This window comes from Sediminibacterium goheungense, from assembly GCF_004361915.1.
Classification (GTDB): Bacteria; Bacteroidota; Bacteroidia; order Chitinophagales; family Chitinophagaceae; genus Sediminibacterium; species Sediminibacterium goheungense.
In genome coordinates, this window is sequence record NZ_SNWP01000010.1 from 787615 (window position 1) to 804855 (window position 17241).

At 40.7% G+C, this 17241-nt stretch carries 14 protein-coding genes; 5 read left to right on the top strand and 9 right to left on the bottom strand.

Features of this window, described 5'->3' with window-relative positions; all coding sequences use genetic code 11:
• The first annotated feature begins 11 nt into the window (after positions 1 to 11).
• Positions 12 to 767: an SDR family NAD(P)-dependent oxidoreductase gene (locus BC659_RS03395; RefSeq protein WP_133473267.1), complete on the top strand. Its 756-nt coding sequence runs from the start codon at positions 12 to 14 to the stop codon at positions 765 to 767.
• A gap of 112 nt (positions 768 to 879) precedes the next feature.
• Here the strand turns inward: BC659_RS03395 and BC659_RS03400 are convergent, their stop codons facing one another.
• The 3 genes from BC659_RS03400 to BC659_RS03410 all read right to left on the bottom strand — a co-directional run bounded on the left by BC659_RS03400 (position 880) and on the right by BC659_RS03410 (position 3275).
• Positions 880 to 1821 (bottom strand): NAD(P)H-dependent flavin oxidoreductase, encoded by a 942-nt coding sequence (locus BC659_RS03400; RefSeq protein WP_133473268.1) that lies wholly within the window; start codon positions 1819 to 1821, stop codon positions 880 to 882.
• A 9-nt stretch (positions 1822 to 1830) separates the two neighbouring features.
• Positions 1831 to 2184: a four helix bundle protein gene (locus BC659_RS03405; RefSeq protein WP_133473269.1), complete on the bottom strand. Its 354-nt coding sequence runs from the start codon at positions 2182 to 2184 to the stop codon at positions 1831 to 1833.
• Between the two features lie 98 nt (positions 2185 to 2282).
• Positions 2283 to 3275 (bottom strand): sugar phosphate nucleotidyltransferase, encoded by a 993-nt coding sequence (locus tag BC659_RS03410; protein WP_133473270.1) that lies wholly within the window; start codon positions 3273 to 3275, stop codon positions 2283 to 2285.
• A 261-nt stretch (positions 3276 to 3536) separates the two neighbouring features.
• Here BC659_RS03410 and BC659_RS03415 point away from each other — a divergent pair, with 261 nt between their 5' ends.
• Positions 3537 to 4817: a serine hydroxymethyltransferase gene (locus tag BC659_RS03415; protein WP_133473271.1), complete on the top strand. Its 1281-nt coding sequence runs from the start codon at positions 3537 to 3539 to the stop codon at positions 4815 to 4817.
• A gap of 89 nt (positions 4818 to 4906) precedes the next feature.
• Entirely contained in the window at positions 4907 to 5314 is a 408-nt protein-coding gene (locus BC659_RS03420) for a DUF4293 domain-containing protein (protein ID WP_133473272.1), read from the top strand.
• Between the two features lie 70 nt (positions 5315 to 5384).
• Here the strand turns inward: BC659_RS03420 and uvrA are convergent, their stop codons facing one another.
• Entirely contained in the window at positions 5385 to 8237 is a 2853-nt protein-coding gene (gene uvrA / locus BC659_RS03425; protein ID WP_133473273.1) for an excinuclease ABC subunit UvrA, read from the bottom strand.
• Positions 8238 to 8645: 408 nt separating this feature from the next.
• Between uvrA and BC659_RS03430 the strand changes: the two genes are divergently transcribed.
• Entirely contained in the window at positions 8646 to 9227 is a 582-nt protein-coding gene (locus BC659_RS03430; protein WP_133473274.1) for a sigma-70 family RNA polymerase sigma factor, read from the top strand.
• Between the two features lie 8 nt (positions 9228 to 9235).
• On the opposite strand, the gene BC659_RS03435 is transcribed toward BC659_RS03430, so the two are convergent.
• The 5 genes from BC659_RS03435 to BC659_RS03455 form a co-directional block, all read right to left on the bottom strand.
• The gene (locus BC659_RS03435; RefSeq protein ID WP_133473275.1) at positions 9236 to 11185 is read right to left on the bottom strand and encodes a protein-disulfide reductase DsbD family protein; all 1950 of its coding nucleotides are present in this window, start codon (positions 11183 to 11185) and stop codon (positions 9236 to 9238) included.
• A 14-nt stretch (positions 11186 to 11199) separates the two neighbouring features.
• Positions 11200 to 11652, bottom strand: coding sequence for a protein-disulfide reductase DsbD domain-containing protein (locus BC659_RS03440; RefSeq protein ID WP_133473276.1), 453 nt, complete (start codon positions 11650 to 11652; stop codon positions 11200 to 11202).
• A 42-nt stretch (positions 11653 to 11694) separates the two neighbouring features.
• Positions 11695 to 12354 carry a phosphoribosylformylglycinamidine synthase subunit PurQ gene (gene purQ, locus BC659_RS03445; RefSeq protein WP_133473277.1) on the bottom strand — a complete coding sequence of 220 codons (660 nt, stop codon included), beginning with the start codon at positions 12352 to 12354 and terminating at the stop codon, positions 11695 to 11697.
• Between the two features lie 116 nt (positions 12355 to 12470).
• Positions 12471 to 13460: a hypothetical protein gene (locus BC659_RS03450; protein WP_133473278.1), complete on the bottom strand. Its 990-nt coding sequence runs from the start codon at positions 13458 to 13460 to the stop codon at positions 12471 to 12473.
• Between the two features lie 18 nt (positions 13461 to 13478).
• Positions 13479 to 14999: a hypothetical protein gene (locus BC659_RS03455; protein ID WP_133473279.1), complete on the bottom strand. Its 1521-nt coding sequence runs from the start codon at positions 14997 to 14999 to the stop codon at positions 13479 to 13481.
• A 237-nt stretch (positions 15000 to 15236) separates the two neighbouring features.
• Between BC659_RS03455 and BC659_RS03460 the strand changes: the two genes are divergently transcribed.
• Positions 15237 to 17225, top strand: coding sequence for a KUP/HAK/KT family potassium transporter (locus BC659_RS03460; RefSeq protein WP_133474076.1), 1989 nt, complete (start codon positions 15237 to 15239; stop codon positions 17223 to 17225).
• Positions 17226 to 17241: the final 16 nt, after the last annotated feature.

A 17241-nucleotide genomic window follows, 5' to 3' on the forward strand; every position in this document is an offset into this window, starting at 1 on the left:
ACCTTTGCATCATGAATAAAACTATCCTCATTACCGGTGCAACTTCTGGTTTCGGAAAAGCCATTACCTATAAATTTGCCGCTGCAGGATGGAACTGCATCATCACAGGCAGAAGAGCTGATCGCTTACATGAAATTACTGCTGAACTTGAAAAAAATTATTCGGTTAAAGTATTACCACTTGTTTTTGATGTGCGGGATCGTAAAGCCGTAACAGATACACTTACTGCTCTTCCACAGGAATGGAAAGCCATTGATGTACTGGTAAACAATGCCGGACTTGCCTTAGGCAGAGACAGTTTTGAAAATGCAAATCTGGATGACTGGGATACCATGATTGACACGAATGTAAAAGGCTTGATGTATGTAACCAAAGCTGTTTTACCTTTTATGACCGATCGTAAAACTGGACATATCATCAATATCGGATCAACAGCCGGAAAGGAAGTGTATAAAGATGGTAATGCCTACTGCGCCAGCAAACATGCAGTAGATGCTATTAGTAAAGCCATGCGTATCGACTTGCTGCCATACGGCATAAAAGTAACTGCCATTCATCCCGGTGCAGCAGAAACAGAATTCTCTATTGTGAGGTTCAAAGGCGATGATACAAAAGCGAATGCCGTATACGATGGCTATAAAGCATTACAGGCAGAAGATATTGCAGAGATCACTTATTACACGGCAACCCTACCCACACATGTTTGTATCAATGATCTGGTAGTAACCTGTGTATCGCAGGCGAATTCTTTTTATCTACACAGATAATTTGAAAATTAGGGAATTTGAAAATTTGAAAATGCAAGAAATCTTTTATGCTTGGCGACCTCATTATTTCACGCCGTGTATTCGTTAATAATAAGATCATACCTTCTTATTTTCAAATTTTCAAATTTTCAAATTGATAAATTATTTCTTCTACAATTTCCGCAGCCGGCTTGATATTATGGATCAGCGCACTCACCTGTCCTATTTCCAGTTCGCCTTCCTGCATATCACCTTCAAACATTCCTTTTTTGGCGCGGGCACGACCTAATATATTTTTTAATTCTTCTTCTGATGCACCACGCAATTCAGCTTCTCTGATTTCTTCCGCAAATTTGTTTTTTAATAAACGCACCGGTACCACTTTTTTCATGGCTAATTGCGTATCACCTTCCTGCGCTTTTACAATGGCTTCTTTAAATGCCAGGTGAGAAGAGGCTTCCGGCGTGCATACAAAACGGCTACCGATTTGTACACCCTCTGCTCCCAGTACCATCGCTGCTTTCATTTGCCTGCCTGTAGCAATACCACCGGCTGCGATTACAGGAATTTTCACCACTTCGCAAACAGCAGGTATTAATACCATGGTAGTGGTTTCTTCTCTACCGTTATGTCCGCCTGCTTCAAAACCTTCTGCCACCACAGCATCACAGCCTGCTTCTTCTGCTTTTTTAGCAAACTTGCTACTACTGACCACATGCACCACTTTAATTCCATTCTCTTTTAAAAAGCCTGTCCATGTTTTTGGATTTCCGGCACTGGTAAAAACAATGGGCACTTTTTCTTCCACAATAATCTGCATGAGTTGCTCAATATCCGGATAAAGTAAAGGGACATTTACACCAAAGGGTTTATCAGTAGCTGCCTTACATTTTTGTATATGTTCACGTAAGACTTCCGGATACATACTTCCTGCGCCCAATAAACCCAAACCACCCGCATTACTCACGGCACTGGCAAGCCGCCAGCCACTGGCCCAGATCATGCCGGCTTGAATTAGAGGGTAGCGGATGGAGAATAAGTCTACAATTCTGTTAGCAGATAGCTTATGGTTCATGGCTTATGGTTATTGAAGTGCTTTTTGAAAACTTGTAATCATCTTACAAAGTTGTTCATATTTATCATAAAAATGACGAAATACTTCTGTAGAAAGGTAACCTTTCTCTTTAGCAATAAAAAAACAAGACACCACTTCAATACCAGAACGGAGTGCATACCTGAGAAAACGTCGAAACTCATTTGTACTCTGTCCTGTGGACCCTTCTGCAATGTTCAATACAACTGAATCAGACGCACGTCTGATTTGACTTGATAAACTATACAGTTCAAAAGAAGGAAAGGTTTTCACCAAATCATTTACCTCCACAGATAACTGTAAGGCCTGATGCAAGATTTGTAGTCCTTCGAATCGAAATGCCATTGAATAAAGTTAGCTTCCAATACGATGCATAAAACAGGTATTTCTACTGAGTATTTATACTTGCTTTTGCCATAAGCTATTAACTATAGGACTATATGCTATCCAAAATCAATCTCTGTATTATCACCAATATTCAGGCTTCTGCTGAGACCTTTTACGGAGGCGTCGCTGCCAATGAGGGAATTATCTAAAACCACTTCATAAAGATGGGTATAGGAACCAATGATACTGTCGCGAACAATAGAATGTTTAATAGTAGTATTGGCACCTATGGCTACGTGTGGACCAATAATAGAATTAGATATATCACAACCGGGGGCAATGCTAACCGGCGGAATAATGATGGTATCTTTAAATGCATGACCATCGGTAATATTCCCGCCAAATTTTTTCAGGAGGGTAGCATTGCTTTCGAGTAAAGATTCTTTCTTTCCGCAGTCAAACCAGTTTTTAACCTTGAAGGCCTGAAATTTGGCGCCACGTTTAATCATGCAATCCAATGCATCGGTAAGGTTATATTCACCATATGTCTTGATGTCTTGCATGAAAATATGATGCAGACATTCAAACAGGAAATGGGTTTCTTTGATTTTATACAAACCCACAAGTGCCATATTACTTTTCGGAATCGAAGGCTTTTCTACTACCTGCTCTATAAAACCATCATCGCCGATAGAAGCCACCCCGAAATTCCGCGGATCATCTACTTTTTTTATACCCAGCATGCTATAAGGACTGTTCACAACTTCCTTCACATCATATTCACAGATGGTATCGCCCAATGCAACAAATACTTCATCGTTCCCAACAATATTTCGTGTTAACTCAATAGCATGACCGGTACCCTGACGCTCATTCTGGTATACGAAATGAGAAATCATATCAGGATAAGTCTGCTTAACATAATCCTGTATTTTCTCACCCAGGTATCCAACAATAAAAATAAATTCATTGATACCGGCTTCTCTTAACTGATCAACGATATAACTGAGAATGGTTTTTCCGGCAATGGGTATCAGGGCCTTGGGTTGTGTATAGGTATGGGGCCTGAGTTTGGTTCCGGCACCCGCAACTGGTATGATTGCTTTCATGGGAGGTGTTTTTTGATGAATCAGGACACACAGCGCTTTATTTAATCATGTAAATCTGACACTTCATCAAGAGGTCGAAAATAGGAAAATCTGTTCATTGTGCAAGGATTGTGGAAATTTAAGGGGGTAAGCTGCAAGCCGTAAGCCACAAGCTACAAGCAGATGGTGAATTATAAGAACGTTTGTAATAAAAAATGCTTGTAGCTTGCAGCTTGTAGCTTATAGCCTGCGGCTTCTTATATTTGCAGTAAATTCCCAAAAATGCAAAGAGATACCCTCGTATTTGATTTAATTAAACAGGAACTGGAACGTCAACGCCGTGGCATTGAATTGATTGCATCTGAAAATTTTACCAGTCTGCAGGTAATGCAGGCCATGGGTAATGTAATGACAAATAAATATGCAGAAGGGTATCCGGGTCGTCGTTATTATGGCGGATGTGAAATTGTGGACCAGACCGAACAATTAGCGATTGATCGTCTCAAAGAAATTTTCAATATTGAATATGCCAATGTACAACCACATAGTGGTGCACAGGCCAATGCGGCTTTAATGCTTGCGATACTCCAACCAGGCGATGCTATATTGGGTCTCGACCTGAGTATGGGCGGTCACCTTACCCATGGTTCTGCTGTAAACTTCAGCGGTAAATTATACCAGCCACATTTTTATGGTGTAAAAAGAGAAGACGGATTGGTTGATTATGAAATGTTGGAAGAAAAAGCCAGGACCGTAAAACCCAAACTCATCATCTGCGGCGCCAGTGCCTATAGCCGTGATTGGGATTATGCACGCATTCGCAAGGTAGCAGATGAAGTGGGCGCTTTTGTAATGGCAGATATTGCACATCCTGCCGGCTTAATTGCCAAAGGTCTCTTATCAAGTCCGTTTGAACATTGTCATTTTGTTACCTCAACTACCCATAAAACATTACGTGGTCCGAGAGGTGGTGTCATCATGATGAAAAAAGACTGGGAGAATCCATTTGGACTGAAAGATGTAAAAGGAAATCTCCGTTTAATGAGTAACCTGATTGATATGGCGGTGTTCCCAGGTACACAGGGTGGACCACTGGAACATGTGATTGCAGCAAAAGCCATAGCTTTTGGTGAAATATTAACCGATGAATTCCTTACCTATCAGCAACAGGTGCAGAAAAATGCACAGGCGATGGCTCAGGCATTTACCAACAGGGGCTATCAAATCATTAGTGGTGGAACAGACAATCACCTGATGCTGATTGACCTGAGAAATAAAAATATCAGTGGTAAAAAAGCAGAACAGGTTTTGGGTCATGCTGATATTACTGCCAATAAAAATATGGTACCTTACGATGATAAAAGTGCATTTGTAACCTCAGGTATCCGCTTTGGTGTGGCTGCCATTACTACCAGGGGCATGATGGAAGATCATATGGAATTTGTAGTGAATGCCATCGATACCACACTTATGAGTGCTGACGATGAAAACAAACTGAAAGAAATTAAAAAGCAGGTGAATGAGTTTATGAGTCAGTTTGTTTTATATCCTGAGATGGGGTAGAGAACAGAGGAACAGAGGAATATGGCCTGCCCTGAGCTTAGGCGAATGGGAATAAGAAATGAGGAAGTAATTGTTAAATTTTAGAAAGTATGATACAGCGTGTACAAACATTGTGGTTACTGGCTGCCAGTATTTGTGGTTTTGCCAGTTTGAAAATGCCATTTTATATAGGTAGTGTGGGTGCTACTGCTGCTGAAGAATTTACCGCTACCACCAACCTGCTTTTGATGATTTTAACCGTGGCCGGAGCTATTGTGGCATTGGTAGACATCTTTCTTTACAATAACAGACCCTTACAATTCAGAATCGGATTATCGGGTCTGGCCATTAGTATATTGAATATTATACTCTATTTCATCTACACAAAGAAATACGATACAGGCGCCATTACACTTACAGCTGTTTTCACCTTCGCCATACCTGCTTTTTTTCTGATGGCTGTTATAGGCATCAGAAAAGATGAAAAACTGGTGAAGAGTGTAGATAGATTAAGGTAATATATTCGAAAAATAAGCCACAGTTTCACAGATTAATCTATCATAACCTGTGAAACTGTGGCTTATGGTTTTATAAAAATTTAGCGGTATGGCTTTCTTTTGATTTTTTTATCCCAGACGGCACACCTGCATATACCAGCTGTCCACCAGCATCTCCAGCCTCCGGCCCCATATCAATTAACCAGTCTGCTGATTTGATGACATCGGTATTGTGTTCAATCACAATCAGTGAATGGCCCTGTTCGATCAACGCCTGAAAGGATGCCAGTAATTTTTTGATATCATGAAAATGTAGACCCGTTGTAGGTTCATCAAAGATAAAAAGCATATGCCCTGCCCCTTTTCCCTTACCCAAAAAACTGGCGAGCTTTACACGTTGTGCCTCACCGCCACTCAGCGTATCACTGCTTTGACCGAGTTTGATATAGCCAAGTCCTACATCATGTAGTGGTTGAATAGCCTGCCGTATATTTTTTTCGTCGCCGAAAAATTCAATCGCTTCATCCACGCTCATATCCAATACATCAAAAATACTCTTGCCTTTGTATTGTACTTCCAGCACTTCCTCCTTAAATCTTTTTCCACCGCACACATCACAGGTAAGGTGTACATCGGCCAGAAATTGCATTTCTACAACCTGTTCACCTTCACCCTTACAACCATCACAACGACCACCATCTACATTGAAAGAAAAATGTTTTGCCTGAAACCCGCGCATTTTTGCCAATGGCTGTTTGGCATACAGGTCGCGGATGGTATCATAGGCTTTAATATAAGTGATAGGATTACTTCTGGATGATTTACCAATAGGGTTCTGGTCTACCAGTTCAATCTGTGAAATATAATCCGTATCACCGCTGATTTTATTATGTAACCCTACCTTCTCAGCAGGTTCACCCTTCATCTTTTTTAATGCGGGATACAATACCTGTTTTACCAATGTTGTTTTTCCGCTTCCGCTTACACCACTCACCACACAAAGCGTATTCAGCGGGAACTGAACCGTTATATTTTTCAGGTTATTATGCGCTGCTCCTTCTACCGTAATAAAACGGTTCCATTTTCGTGTAACAGAAGGTACTTCAATTTTCAGTTCACCTGTAAGGTATTTTCCGGTCAGACTTTTCGGGTTATGGATGATTTCATCATAGTTACCCGCTACTATCACTTCCCCACCTAAATGTGATGCCAGTGGCCCCATATCGATAATATGATCTGCTTCACGCATCATCATTTCATCGTGTTCAACCACTACCACTGTATTACCCAGATCACGAAGCGATTTTAAAACGCTGATCAATCGCTCTGTATCTCTGGAATGAAGACCAATAGATGGCTCATCCAATATGTACAAAGAATTGGTAAGGTTACTACCCAGGCTGCGGGTTAATTGTATACGCTGGCTTTCTCCACCACTCAGTGAATTGGCCAGGCGATTGAGGGTAAGGTAGCCTAAACCCACATCCAACAAGGTTTGTAAACGCTGGTGTATCTCCAGTAAAATTCTTTTGGCTATCTGTTTATCATGTTCTGATAATTGTAATGCATCAAACCATTTTTTCAAGTCACGCACCTGCCATTCACAGAGTTCGCCAATATGTTTTCCGCCGACTTTTACATACAGGGCTTCCTTGCGAAGACGATAACCTTCACAACTGGTACAGGTAGTACGGCCTCTATAACGACTCAGTAAAACCCTGTACTGAACTTTGTAGAGATTCTGTTCCACTTCTTTAAAAAAGTCATCAATACCATATGCCCCGCCCATACCTTTCCATAACTGCTGGTATTGTTCCTTTGTTAATTCAGCCACAGGTTTATGAATCGGGAATCCTGCTTTTCCGGCACTCTTTACAAACTGATCTTTCCACCAACCTAATTTTTCTCCTTTCCATGGAGCCACAGCACCTTCATACACGCTTAGTCTGCGGTCAGGAATCACCAGATCATTATCGATACCTAATACCTGACTAAACCCTTCACATACCGGACAAGCACCATATGGGTTATTAAACGAAAAAAGATTGGGTACCGGTTCTTCGAATACGATGCCATCCAGTTCAAAACGATTACTGAAATGATGGAGGTCTTTGCCATTCACTTCCAGGTACATTTCACCCTCGCCTTCATAAAAAGCCGTATTTACTGAATCTGATAAACGATGTAAATCTTCTTCTTCAAAATCTTTTGTTACCAGACGGTCTACCAATATATAAACAGGGTTCACTAAGCTACCCTTGCCTTTTTTGGTTGGTGCAATTGTTTGCTGCAGCTCTTTGTCGTTCAATTCGAGGAGCGACTCAATACGTAATATTTCACCTTCCCCATTCACTTTACTCCAGATCCGGGAAAAACCTTTCTGCATCAGAATATTCAATTCTTCTCTGGTATCTCTGTTGGCATGTTGTTTAAATGGAACGAGTATCAATACCCTGGCTCCGGTGGGCATTGTTTTTACCATAGCAACCACATCGGTTACATCATCCTTTTTTACTTCTTTGCCGCTAACCGGTGAAATGGTTTTACCTGCTCTCGCAAACAACAAGCGCAGGTAGTCATAAATCTCGGTCATACTACCCACCGTACTTCTGGGGGTTCTTGTAATTACTTTTTGCTCGATAGCAATGGCCGGACAAAGTCCTTTAATATAATCCACATCGGGTTTTACCATGCGGGCCATGAATTGTCTGGCATAAGCACTCAGGCTTTCCGCATAACGACGTTGCCCTTCTGCAAATAGTGTATCGATGGTAAGCGATGATTTACCACTCCCTGAAACGCCGGTAACAACTATGAATTTATTTCTTGGAAAAGCAACCGTAACATTCTTCAGGTTGTGCATCCGGGCACCCTTTACCAGGATATCATCCAATCCTTCCTGATCACTGATCTTCAATGCTGCTGCTTTCGTCTTTGTTGCCATAAGTGTAGCAATTTAAACACAATAATTAAGGGTTGGTTTGAAAATTTGAAAATTTGAAAATGTGCTAATTTGAAAATGAGGGATATATGAAGGAGCATGGATAGTCTCAGTTAGATCAAAGTTGCCGCTGTACATGGACCAACTAACCGGTAGCTAATATTTAATTGTCAAATTAGCACATTCTCAAAGCACCATAGGAGATCAAATTCAATCTCCCCCGGCTATAAAAACAGATGTAAAAAATGTGAATAACCATTTGCCTGAAAAACAATGTATCCACAAAAGAAAACCGGGTTTGAAAGATGTATAATTTAACATAATTGTTCTATCATCCGGATAGTTATATCCGGGTGAAGGAATATATTTTAATATCCAATATCCTGTTTTAGTCGTACAAAAGCCTTAACCATGAAAACATTGGACCACGCGTCTGATATTGATTTGATTCGTTCCTTCCAGGATGGAAATACTGATTCCTTTGAGGTACTCGTTAACCGTTATAAGGATAAGATATTTTCGTCTATTCTTTTCTTTGTTAAGGACAGCTACCTGGCCGAAGATCTTTTTCAGGATGTATTCATCAAAATCATTGATACCCTGAAGAATAAGCGCTATACAGAAGAAGGCAAATTTCTCCCTTGGGCACTGCGTATTGCCCATAATCTTTGTGTTGATTATTTCCGTAAGGTAAAAAGGGCCCCCGCCATTAAAACCAGCGACAATCAGGATATTTTCGAAGTGATTCAGATCGCAGATGAAGGACCAGAAGCCAAACTAATGCGTGCCCAAAGCCATGAACGCGTAAGGAGAATGCTGGATCTGCTCCCTGACGAGCAAAGGGAGATCATTGTACTCAGACATTACGCCAACCTCAGTTTTAAAGAAATAGCCCAGATTACCAATTGCAGTATCAATACAGCGCTGGGAAGAATGCGCTATGGTCTCATTAATCTCAGGAAAATGATGACTGAAAAGCAAATAGTTCTGTGAGTCTGGTCTTACTTACGAAAAGTTTCTTTACCACATTTCAGCCATGCAAGGTATTTACCGGCATCTGGTGTATAACCCACGGGATGGTTTAGTAAACGCTCAGCCGTATCCATAATCACGTATAATGGTTGTGTTACCTGGTTAAAATTTTCTGACTGAAAAGTGGCCCATTTATCGCCTACGGTGATCAGTTGCTTTTGTTTACCATCTGCAGATGTATAGGTGAATCTCTGATCTAGGGGCAGTTTTTCACGATCATCTACATATAATGATACGAGGATAAAATTGTCTTTGATATAATTATAGACTTCCGGCTGTGTCCATACATTTTCTTCCATCTTTCTGCAATTCACACAGGCCCATCCGGTAAAATCAATCAGCAGCGGTTTGTTCTGTTCTTTGGCCATTTGCAGTGCTTTCTCGTAATCGTTGATCACATTGGGTTCCAATCCCTTACCATGCACATTTGTTTTTCCATAAATGCTGTAGCTGAGTGGTGGCGGAAAACCACTTAATAATTTCAGGTTGGCATATTTAGAAGTGGTTACACCCGGAACTAAATACAAAGTGAACAATAAAGCAACCACACCGGCTATCTTTCTTCCCGTGCCGATTTTCATCCCTTTGTAATCATGTGGCAAGCGAAGTATACCAAACAGGTAGAGCGTTAAACCTAGGCCAGTGAGTATCCAGATACCAATAAACACCTCTCTTTTCAGGATACCCCAGTGCATGACCAGATCGGCATTTGATAAAAATTTAAAGGCCAGTGCCACTTCTGCAAATGCCAATACTTTTTTTACAGTGTCGAGCCAGCCCCCTGATTTTGGTAAGGATGCCAGCCAGTTCGGAAACATGGCAAATAAAGCAAAAGGCAATGCCAATGCCAGACCGAAACCTGCCAAACCGGAAGTAAGCTGCCATGCACCGCCACTCAGCGAGCCTACCAATAAAGAGCCGAGAATGGGTCCTGTACAGGAGAAAGAAACTATGGCCAGTGTAACTGCCATAAAAAAGATACCACCTAAACTGCCAAGCCCACTTTTAGCATCTGCTTTACTTGCAATATTGGAAGGCAGTGTGAGTTCGAAAAATCCAAAAAATGAAATGGCAAATACAATAAAAATGAGAAAGAAAATAATATTCAGCCATGAATTGGTAGAAATACTATTGAAAATTTCCGGCTGCACATTTCCCAGTAAATGGAAAGGTACACTTGCCAGCACATAAATCAGGAAAATAAAAAAACCATATAACAATCCATTTTTGATGGCCTGTTGCTTATTGGAAGCTTTTTTGGTAAAGAATGAAACAGTTACCGGTATCATCGGAAACACACAGGGTGTAAGTAATGCAATCAAGCCACCTAAAAAACCCAGTAAAAAAACCGTCCATACACCACTATCTGCAATAGCCTCACCGGTAGTACCACAATCATTTACCGGCTTTGCGAGGTCAATCGTTGGAATTTTAATCCTGGCTGCTGCAGACGTAATGGCTTTGCCTCCTTCCAGTATCACTTCAAAGCTGGCTTCTTCGGTTTTAAACTCATCTGCTTTCCGTAAACTAGACCCAATAAGAATTGGCAGCTTTTCCGGAACAAAACCTTCAATCGAAATTCTTTGCTGCACCACTACCTCTCCAGAAAAAACCAACAGTGATTTTCCTTCAAAAATCGGATCCGCAACGGCCTGAGGTTTCGGTTCGGTAACCGGCTCGCCGTTCAGCCTGATATTCTCATTGCTGGAACTGAATTTGAGCGATTCCAGTCCTTCCACTGAAGGGTTTAATCCATACAGCAGCCAGCCGGAGGGCAATTTTGTTTTTGCAATGATATCATAAACACCTTCACTTATTTTTTTGGATGAAACCTGCCATTGTAATGTGTTTGTTTCCTGCGAAAAAACCGTATGCGCGCTAACAAACAACAGTAATAAAACGAGTGCAATTTTTTTCATCCGTAAAAAAGTGATTATAAGAGTTTAATATCAAATGTTTTTTTAGATGGTGGCAGACATTGTGAGTCATCACATACCATGTAATCAATCGTGCCTGTGATATTTGTTTTAGCCTTACCCTTTAGTTTTACAGTTTGTACGTATTGTACTTTATTGGAGAGATACAATACATCTGTCTGAAATATTTCATCATATACTTTCTCAATCTTACCGATCTCTTTAACTTCTCCGCTCATACTTAATAGAGGATTGGCTTTGAAACTCACTTTGGTAGGTATGGGACCACCTTTTCCTGTTTTTTGTGAATAGATATGCCACTTACCTTGAATAGTGGCCGAAAGCACCACTTCATAAGTATCAGCAGATTTTTTCTTTGCCTCAAAAGTCCAGCTAACAGGATCTTTGATTTGTGCTGTTGCTATACCTGCTATGATGGTAAACAGCAGTGTGTAAATGATTTTTTTCATACTTGAATAGATAAAGACGGTTATTGCTGAAAAGCCTTACAATTAATTAAGGCCTAATATTTCAAATACTTTTTTGCCATCCATATTCATCAGGGATGGTGTTGTAGCTCTTTCCGGGTGCGGCATCATGCCAAATACATTATTACCGGCATTACGGATACCTGCAATATTTCTGATAGCTCCATTGGGATTATAAGCTGCATCAATCTTTCCGTTTTCATCACAGTAGCGGAAAATTACCTGACCATTGGCCTCCAGTGCATCCAAAGTTGCTTCATCAGCATGAAACCTTCCTTCGCCATGTGCAATCGGTATTTTCAATGCCGATCCGTCTCCATTCTTTATAAAAACGTTCTTACAGATGAATTGTTGATTGGCGTTTTGCAGCAATACGCCCGGTAAAAGTCCGCTTTCACATAAAATCTGAAATCCGTTACAAACACCCAGTACTTTACCTCCTTTATTTGCAAACTCAATTACACTTTGCATCATTGGGCTGAAGCGGGCTATTGCACCACAACGGAGATAATCGCCATAGGAGAAACCTCCGGGGAGAATAATACAATCCTCAGTAGTAAACATGCTCAGGTCCTTATCCTTGTGCCAAAGCATAATAACTTCTTTACCCAGGTCATTTTGCAATGAATCCTGCATATCCCTATCGCAATTAGATCCCGGGAAAACAACAACGCCGAATTTCATGGAGTTTGATTTATGATTATTGACAATTCACTTAGTAATGACTAAGCAAATAAACAGTATTTTTTTTAAATTCCTGCCAGAACTTCAAAGGTAAGCCCGTGTGCGTTAATGCCGGCCTAATTTTTCAACAGTTGCCAGTTATTGATGGCAATTACTGCAATGGCGAGAATGAATAATAAATTGGGTAGTCCCAGGTTTCTGGGATTGGCAAAAGCATTGGCAGCAAAGGCGCTCACAGGGATTAATGCGAGTAAACCAGACTCCAGACCTCCCAATTGAAAAATAAAGGGTACTGGCAGCAGTGTTAATAACAACACCATCATTACCCCCCAGTTTTTCCTGATCTGGATCACCATCCGGCTGATACTCACCTGCCAGAAGAAAAGTCCAAACAACAAAACAATGGCCAGATAACCTAAACCCCATAACAGGTTTTTATCGGTTGATCCGGCTGGTAACCCAAGGTAAAAATCGGGCAACATAGATCCGATCGCAGGTAAGCGGTCGGTAAGGTATAAGACAGATAAAACAAAATAATAGGGCAACACAATACCAATTAATAGTACCAGCCATTCAGCCAGCCGGAAAGGTCGAACCACTGCCAATGCAAATAATACCACCCCGATTAATATGGCCATTGGGTGATAACAGATAACAGATAATCCTGCAATCAATCCGGTATTAAACAATAAGGTTTTGGGACTGGGGTGGTTATACAAACGGCTCAGCTTGATAAATATCCAGATGACCAGGGAATTGGTAACCAATGCCGGCGAAATCGCACACCACTGTGGTACCATAGCTGTAAGCAATACATAAGTCATGGCCGGAACAAAACTATTCGATGTGTACATTCTTAACTCATTCATCGCCATATTGAGCCTGATGGCCTGAACCAGGATCAATGCATGGTATAATAAAAATCGCAGACTGCCGGGCAGTGAAAGGATATACCTGTCCAAAATCAATGATAGCAAACCATCATTACTACCGCTATTGGTATCAATAAGTGGAGCTTCCATCAGAAAATGGAAATGCACAGCGATACTTAGTACCGTTAAAAAGAAAATATTGATAAAAGATTTATCTCGGAATAAAAAAACCACGTTCAGGGGTAAATGAGGTTAATAATCAATTTTTGCAAAGCAGGTATATCCACGATATTGGCAGGGAATAATCAGTTGCCTAGCCCCAACCTGTTTAGCATGACGGGGCATAAAACTATATCCTCTGTCCAGATTTTTAAAAGTAGGGTTCCTGTTAATTTGTCCATTAGGCGCAATACTCTGGTCCGATAAAATATTGTCCCTTTTCTCCTGTACATTAAAAAGGAAATGTAACCGGTCACCGGCATTAAGCATACCAAATCCAATAAAATTATCTGTATTATCATCGTATTGCGATTTTCTGATCACATTGCTCCATTCCATTTTTCCCTGAGGGTCAAAAGAGATGACTGTTACATTATCGGCATAATAGCGTGTAAGATTGGTGTTAAAAGTCGAGGAGCGCCACCAGGGGTAATAACCCAAAGGACTATTCCATGAATAATAATCAAGTTGCGACCAGTAAGGAGAACCATATAAATAATCCCACCTGCTCAGGGTATTTCCGCGGGTACTGCTGTAGGCAGATTCTGATATTACAATAAAACCGCCATCTTTACGCAGGATGATATTTTTCAGAAAGAAATCATTGAAGGCAGTTTTAGGATTGCCATCACCTTTTGCATCGGCCCTGAATTCATCATTAAAAGCAGTAGTAGTATTGAGCATTTCTTTTTGCAGATCCTTATCCCACAAATAATAATACAATCCATCTATATTACCTCTCCGCAGTTTACTGAAATAAGAAGTTACAATATAATGTCGGTTAAGGTTATCTGCTTTAATACGAATATCATCCAGATAAATTCCTTTGATAGAAAGATCTGATAAACGCACATAGTCTTCGTTCGCTTTTTTGGTAACCAGGGTTACCTTATTGATATTATCATTCTGCGAAGTACCCGAGGCACGTATACAGGCCATATCTCCATCATTGTCTATAATAAACTCAGAAAGAAAATCGTTTCGCTGTGGCATATCAATACCCACACGACTCCTTTTCAGAAGATTAAGCTCTTTATCGAATAATTGGGTAGTGAGGATATGCATCCGCTCATTGCGGCTGCTGATTTTGAATAACATGATCTTCTGCTTATCATCACTAAATAAAACAGAATATACCTTGTTGGATGAAGAACTGATATTATTGGTGGTATCCAGTTGAATCGGATCACCGATTTTATTACCATCGGCATCCAGTTTTACCGCCATGGCATATAAAACATTTCTACGCTGGTATTGGTAGAACAGGTAGGCAAAATCCGGGTAAAGCTGGAAATCAGTGCTCAACATTCTTTCGGGTAGGTAATTCAGCTTTTGTTTCTGTACCATCTTCATGTTGTTGTCGAAAACACATATGAAATTCAGGTCCCGGTAATTTTTGTAAACGAGCACTTTACCACTGATTTTACCAATTACTTCGAAACCCATCGAACGGGCATCTTCCCTGTCGGGTTCTGAATAGGTAATTTGCTGGCCAATGCCATGTATGGAGGCACTTGTCAATATCCAGATCAGTAGTAAGCTTATCTTTTTCATCCCAACCGTATTAATTATATCAAAAATAAGGCTAAACCTTAAGAAAAGGCCCATAAAGCCGGGCCTTGTGTAAGCGGTACCATAGTATCCCAGTTAAAAACCGGGAACAGCCACCCACTGTTGCCCTCAGCTACGTGAAATAAATCTTAATTTCTATATCCATTTAGTATTTATACTTCCTTGTTTTTTCCTATACATTTGTTAAAGATTACGGCACAAAGGCCGGGTCTGTCTGGCGTGAGCAAGAATTTAAACAAGGTAACTTCTGCAGGACTCATCATTGCATTAGGTATTATTTACGGAGATATCGGTACTTCCCCTCTCTATGTACTCAATGAAATTATTCATGGTAAAGTTATCAGCGAGCAACTGATACTGGGTTCTTTGTCCTGCGTTATATGGACATTAACCCTTCAAACCACCTTTAAATACGTGATCCTCACCCTGAAGGCAGATAATAAGGGGGAAGGTGGTATTTTCAGTTTGTATGCGCTCGTACGCAGGCGAAAAAAATGGCTGGTGATTCCTGCCATGATTGGTGGTGCTGCACTGCTGGCTGATGGTATTATTACACCGCCGATTTCCATTACTTCAGCTATCGAAGGATTACGTCAGTTGCCTTCATTGAGTCATATTACTACCAGCACCATTGTAGGGATCGTGATTGCCATTATTTCGCTGATATTTTTTATGCAGCAATTTGGTACTGCTTCGATTGGAAAACTTTTCGGACCCATTATGTTGGTATGGTTTACCATGCTGGCTGTTTTAGGTTCTATTCATTTACTCGACGATATTGCTATTTTCAAAGCATTCAATCCCTACTATGCGGTTGATTTGCTCACGCATTATCCGAAAGGTTTCTGGTTATTGGGTGCCGTATTTTTATGTACCACAGGGGCCGAGGCACTGTACAGCGATCTTGGACATTGCGGCAAAGGCAATATCCGCATCTCCTGGATTTTTGTAAAAGTTTGTCTGATACTGAACTATCTGGGTCAGGGCGCCTGGTTATTGGCCAATTACAGGGGTGGTGCCATTCCCGAAAGTATCATTGCAGGTGGTTTTAATCCATTTATTGGTATCATGCCCGACTGGTTCAGACTGGCTGGTATTATCATTGCTACGACTGCTGCTATTATTGCCAGCCAGGCTTTGATTTCAGGATCATTTACACTGATCAGTGAAGCCATGCGCCTTAACCTCTGGCCAAAAATGAAAATACATTACCCCACTGAAGAAAAAGGGCAGTTATATATTCCGGGCATCAGTCTCTTATTGTTTGTGGGTTGTGTTGCGATTGTATTATACTTCCAGAAATCTGCCAATATGGGTGCGGCTTATGGACTTGCCATTACAATGTGCATGATCAGCACTTCCATTCTGTTTGCCAACTTCCTTGTGAGCCGAAGAATTTTACCTGCATGGATCTATCTATACCTACTTGTTTACCTGGCTATTGAGGTTTCGTTTCTCGTTGCAAACCTTGAGAAATTTATGCATGGTGGTTATGTAACCCTGATTGTAGGTGGCGGCCTGTTTGCCGTTATGTATGTATGGTTCAGGAGCCGCAAAATTAAAAACAGGTATGTTGAATTTGTAAGGATGGAACATTATATTCCCATGATTCAGGAATTGAGTAATGACAGAACCATTCCCAAATATGCAACCCATCTGGTGTATATGACGAGTGCCAATAACCCGAAAGAGATTGAGCATAAAATCATTTACTCTATCCTCAATAAAAAACCCAAACGTGCCGATATCTACTGGTTTGTACATGTTGACGTATTGGACGATCCCTATACCTGTGAGTTTTCGGTAGAGCATATTATTCCAAACGATATTATCCGTGTAGAATTCAGGTTGGGTTTCAGGGTAGAACAACGTATTAACCTCATGTTCAGAAAAGTAGTGGAAGAACTGGTAAACAACAAAGAAGTAAATATTACCAGCAGGTATGAGAGTCTGGAAAAAAATAATGTTGTAGGCGATTTTCAGTTCATTGTACTGGAGAAATACCTAAGTCAGGATAATGAACTGCCTTTCCTGGAAAGAATTATCATGAAGCTTTATTTCTGGCTGAAAGAAATCAGCCTGGGTGAAGAAAGAGGTTTTGGACTTGACCCCAGTAATGTAACCATTGAGAAATTCCCATTGATTGTTGCACCTGTTTCCAAACTAAACCTGAAGAGGGTTTATTATGAAGGAAGTGAACTGGAATAAAGCAGAAAATTGACTT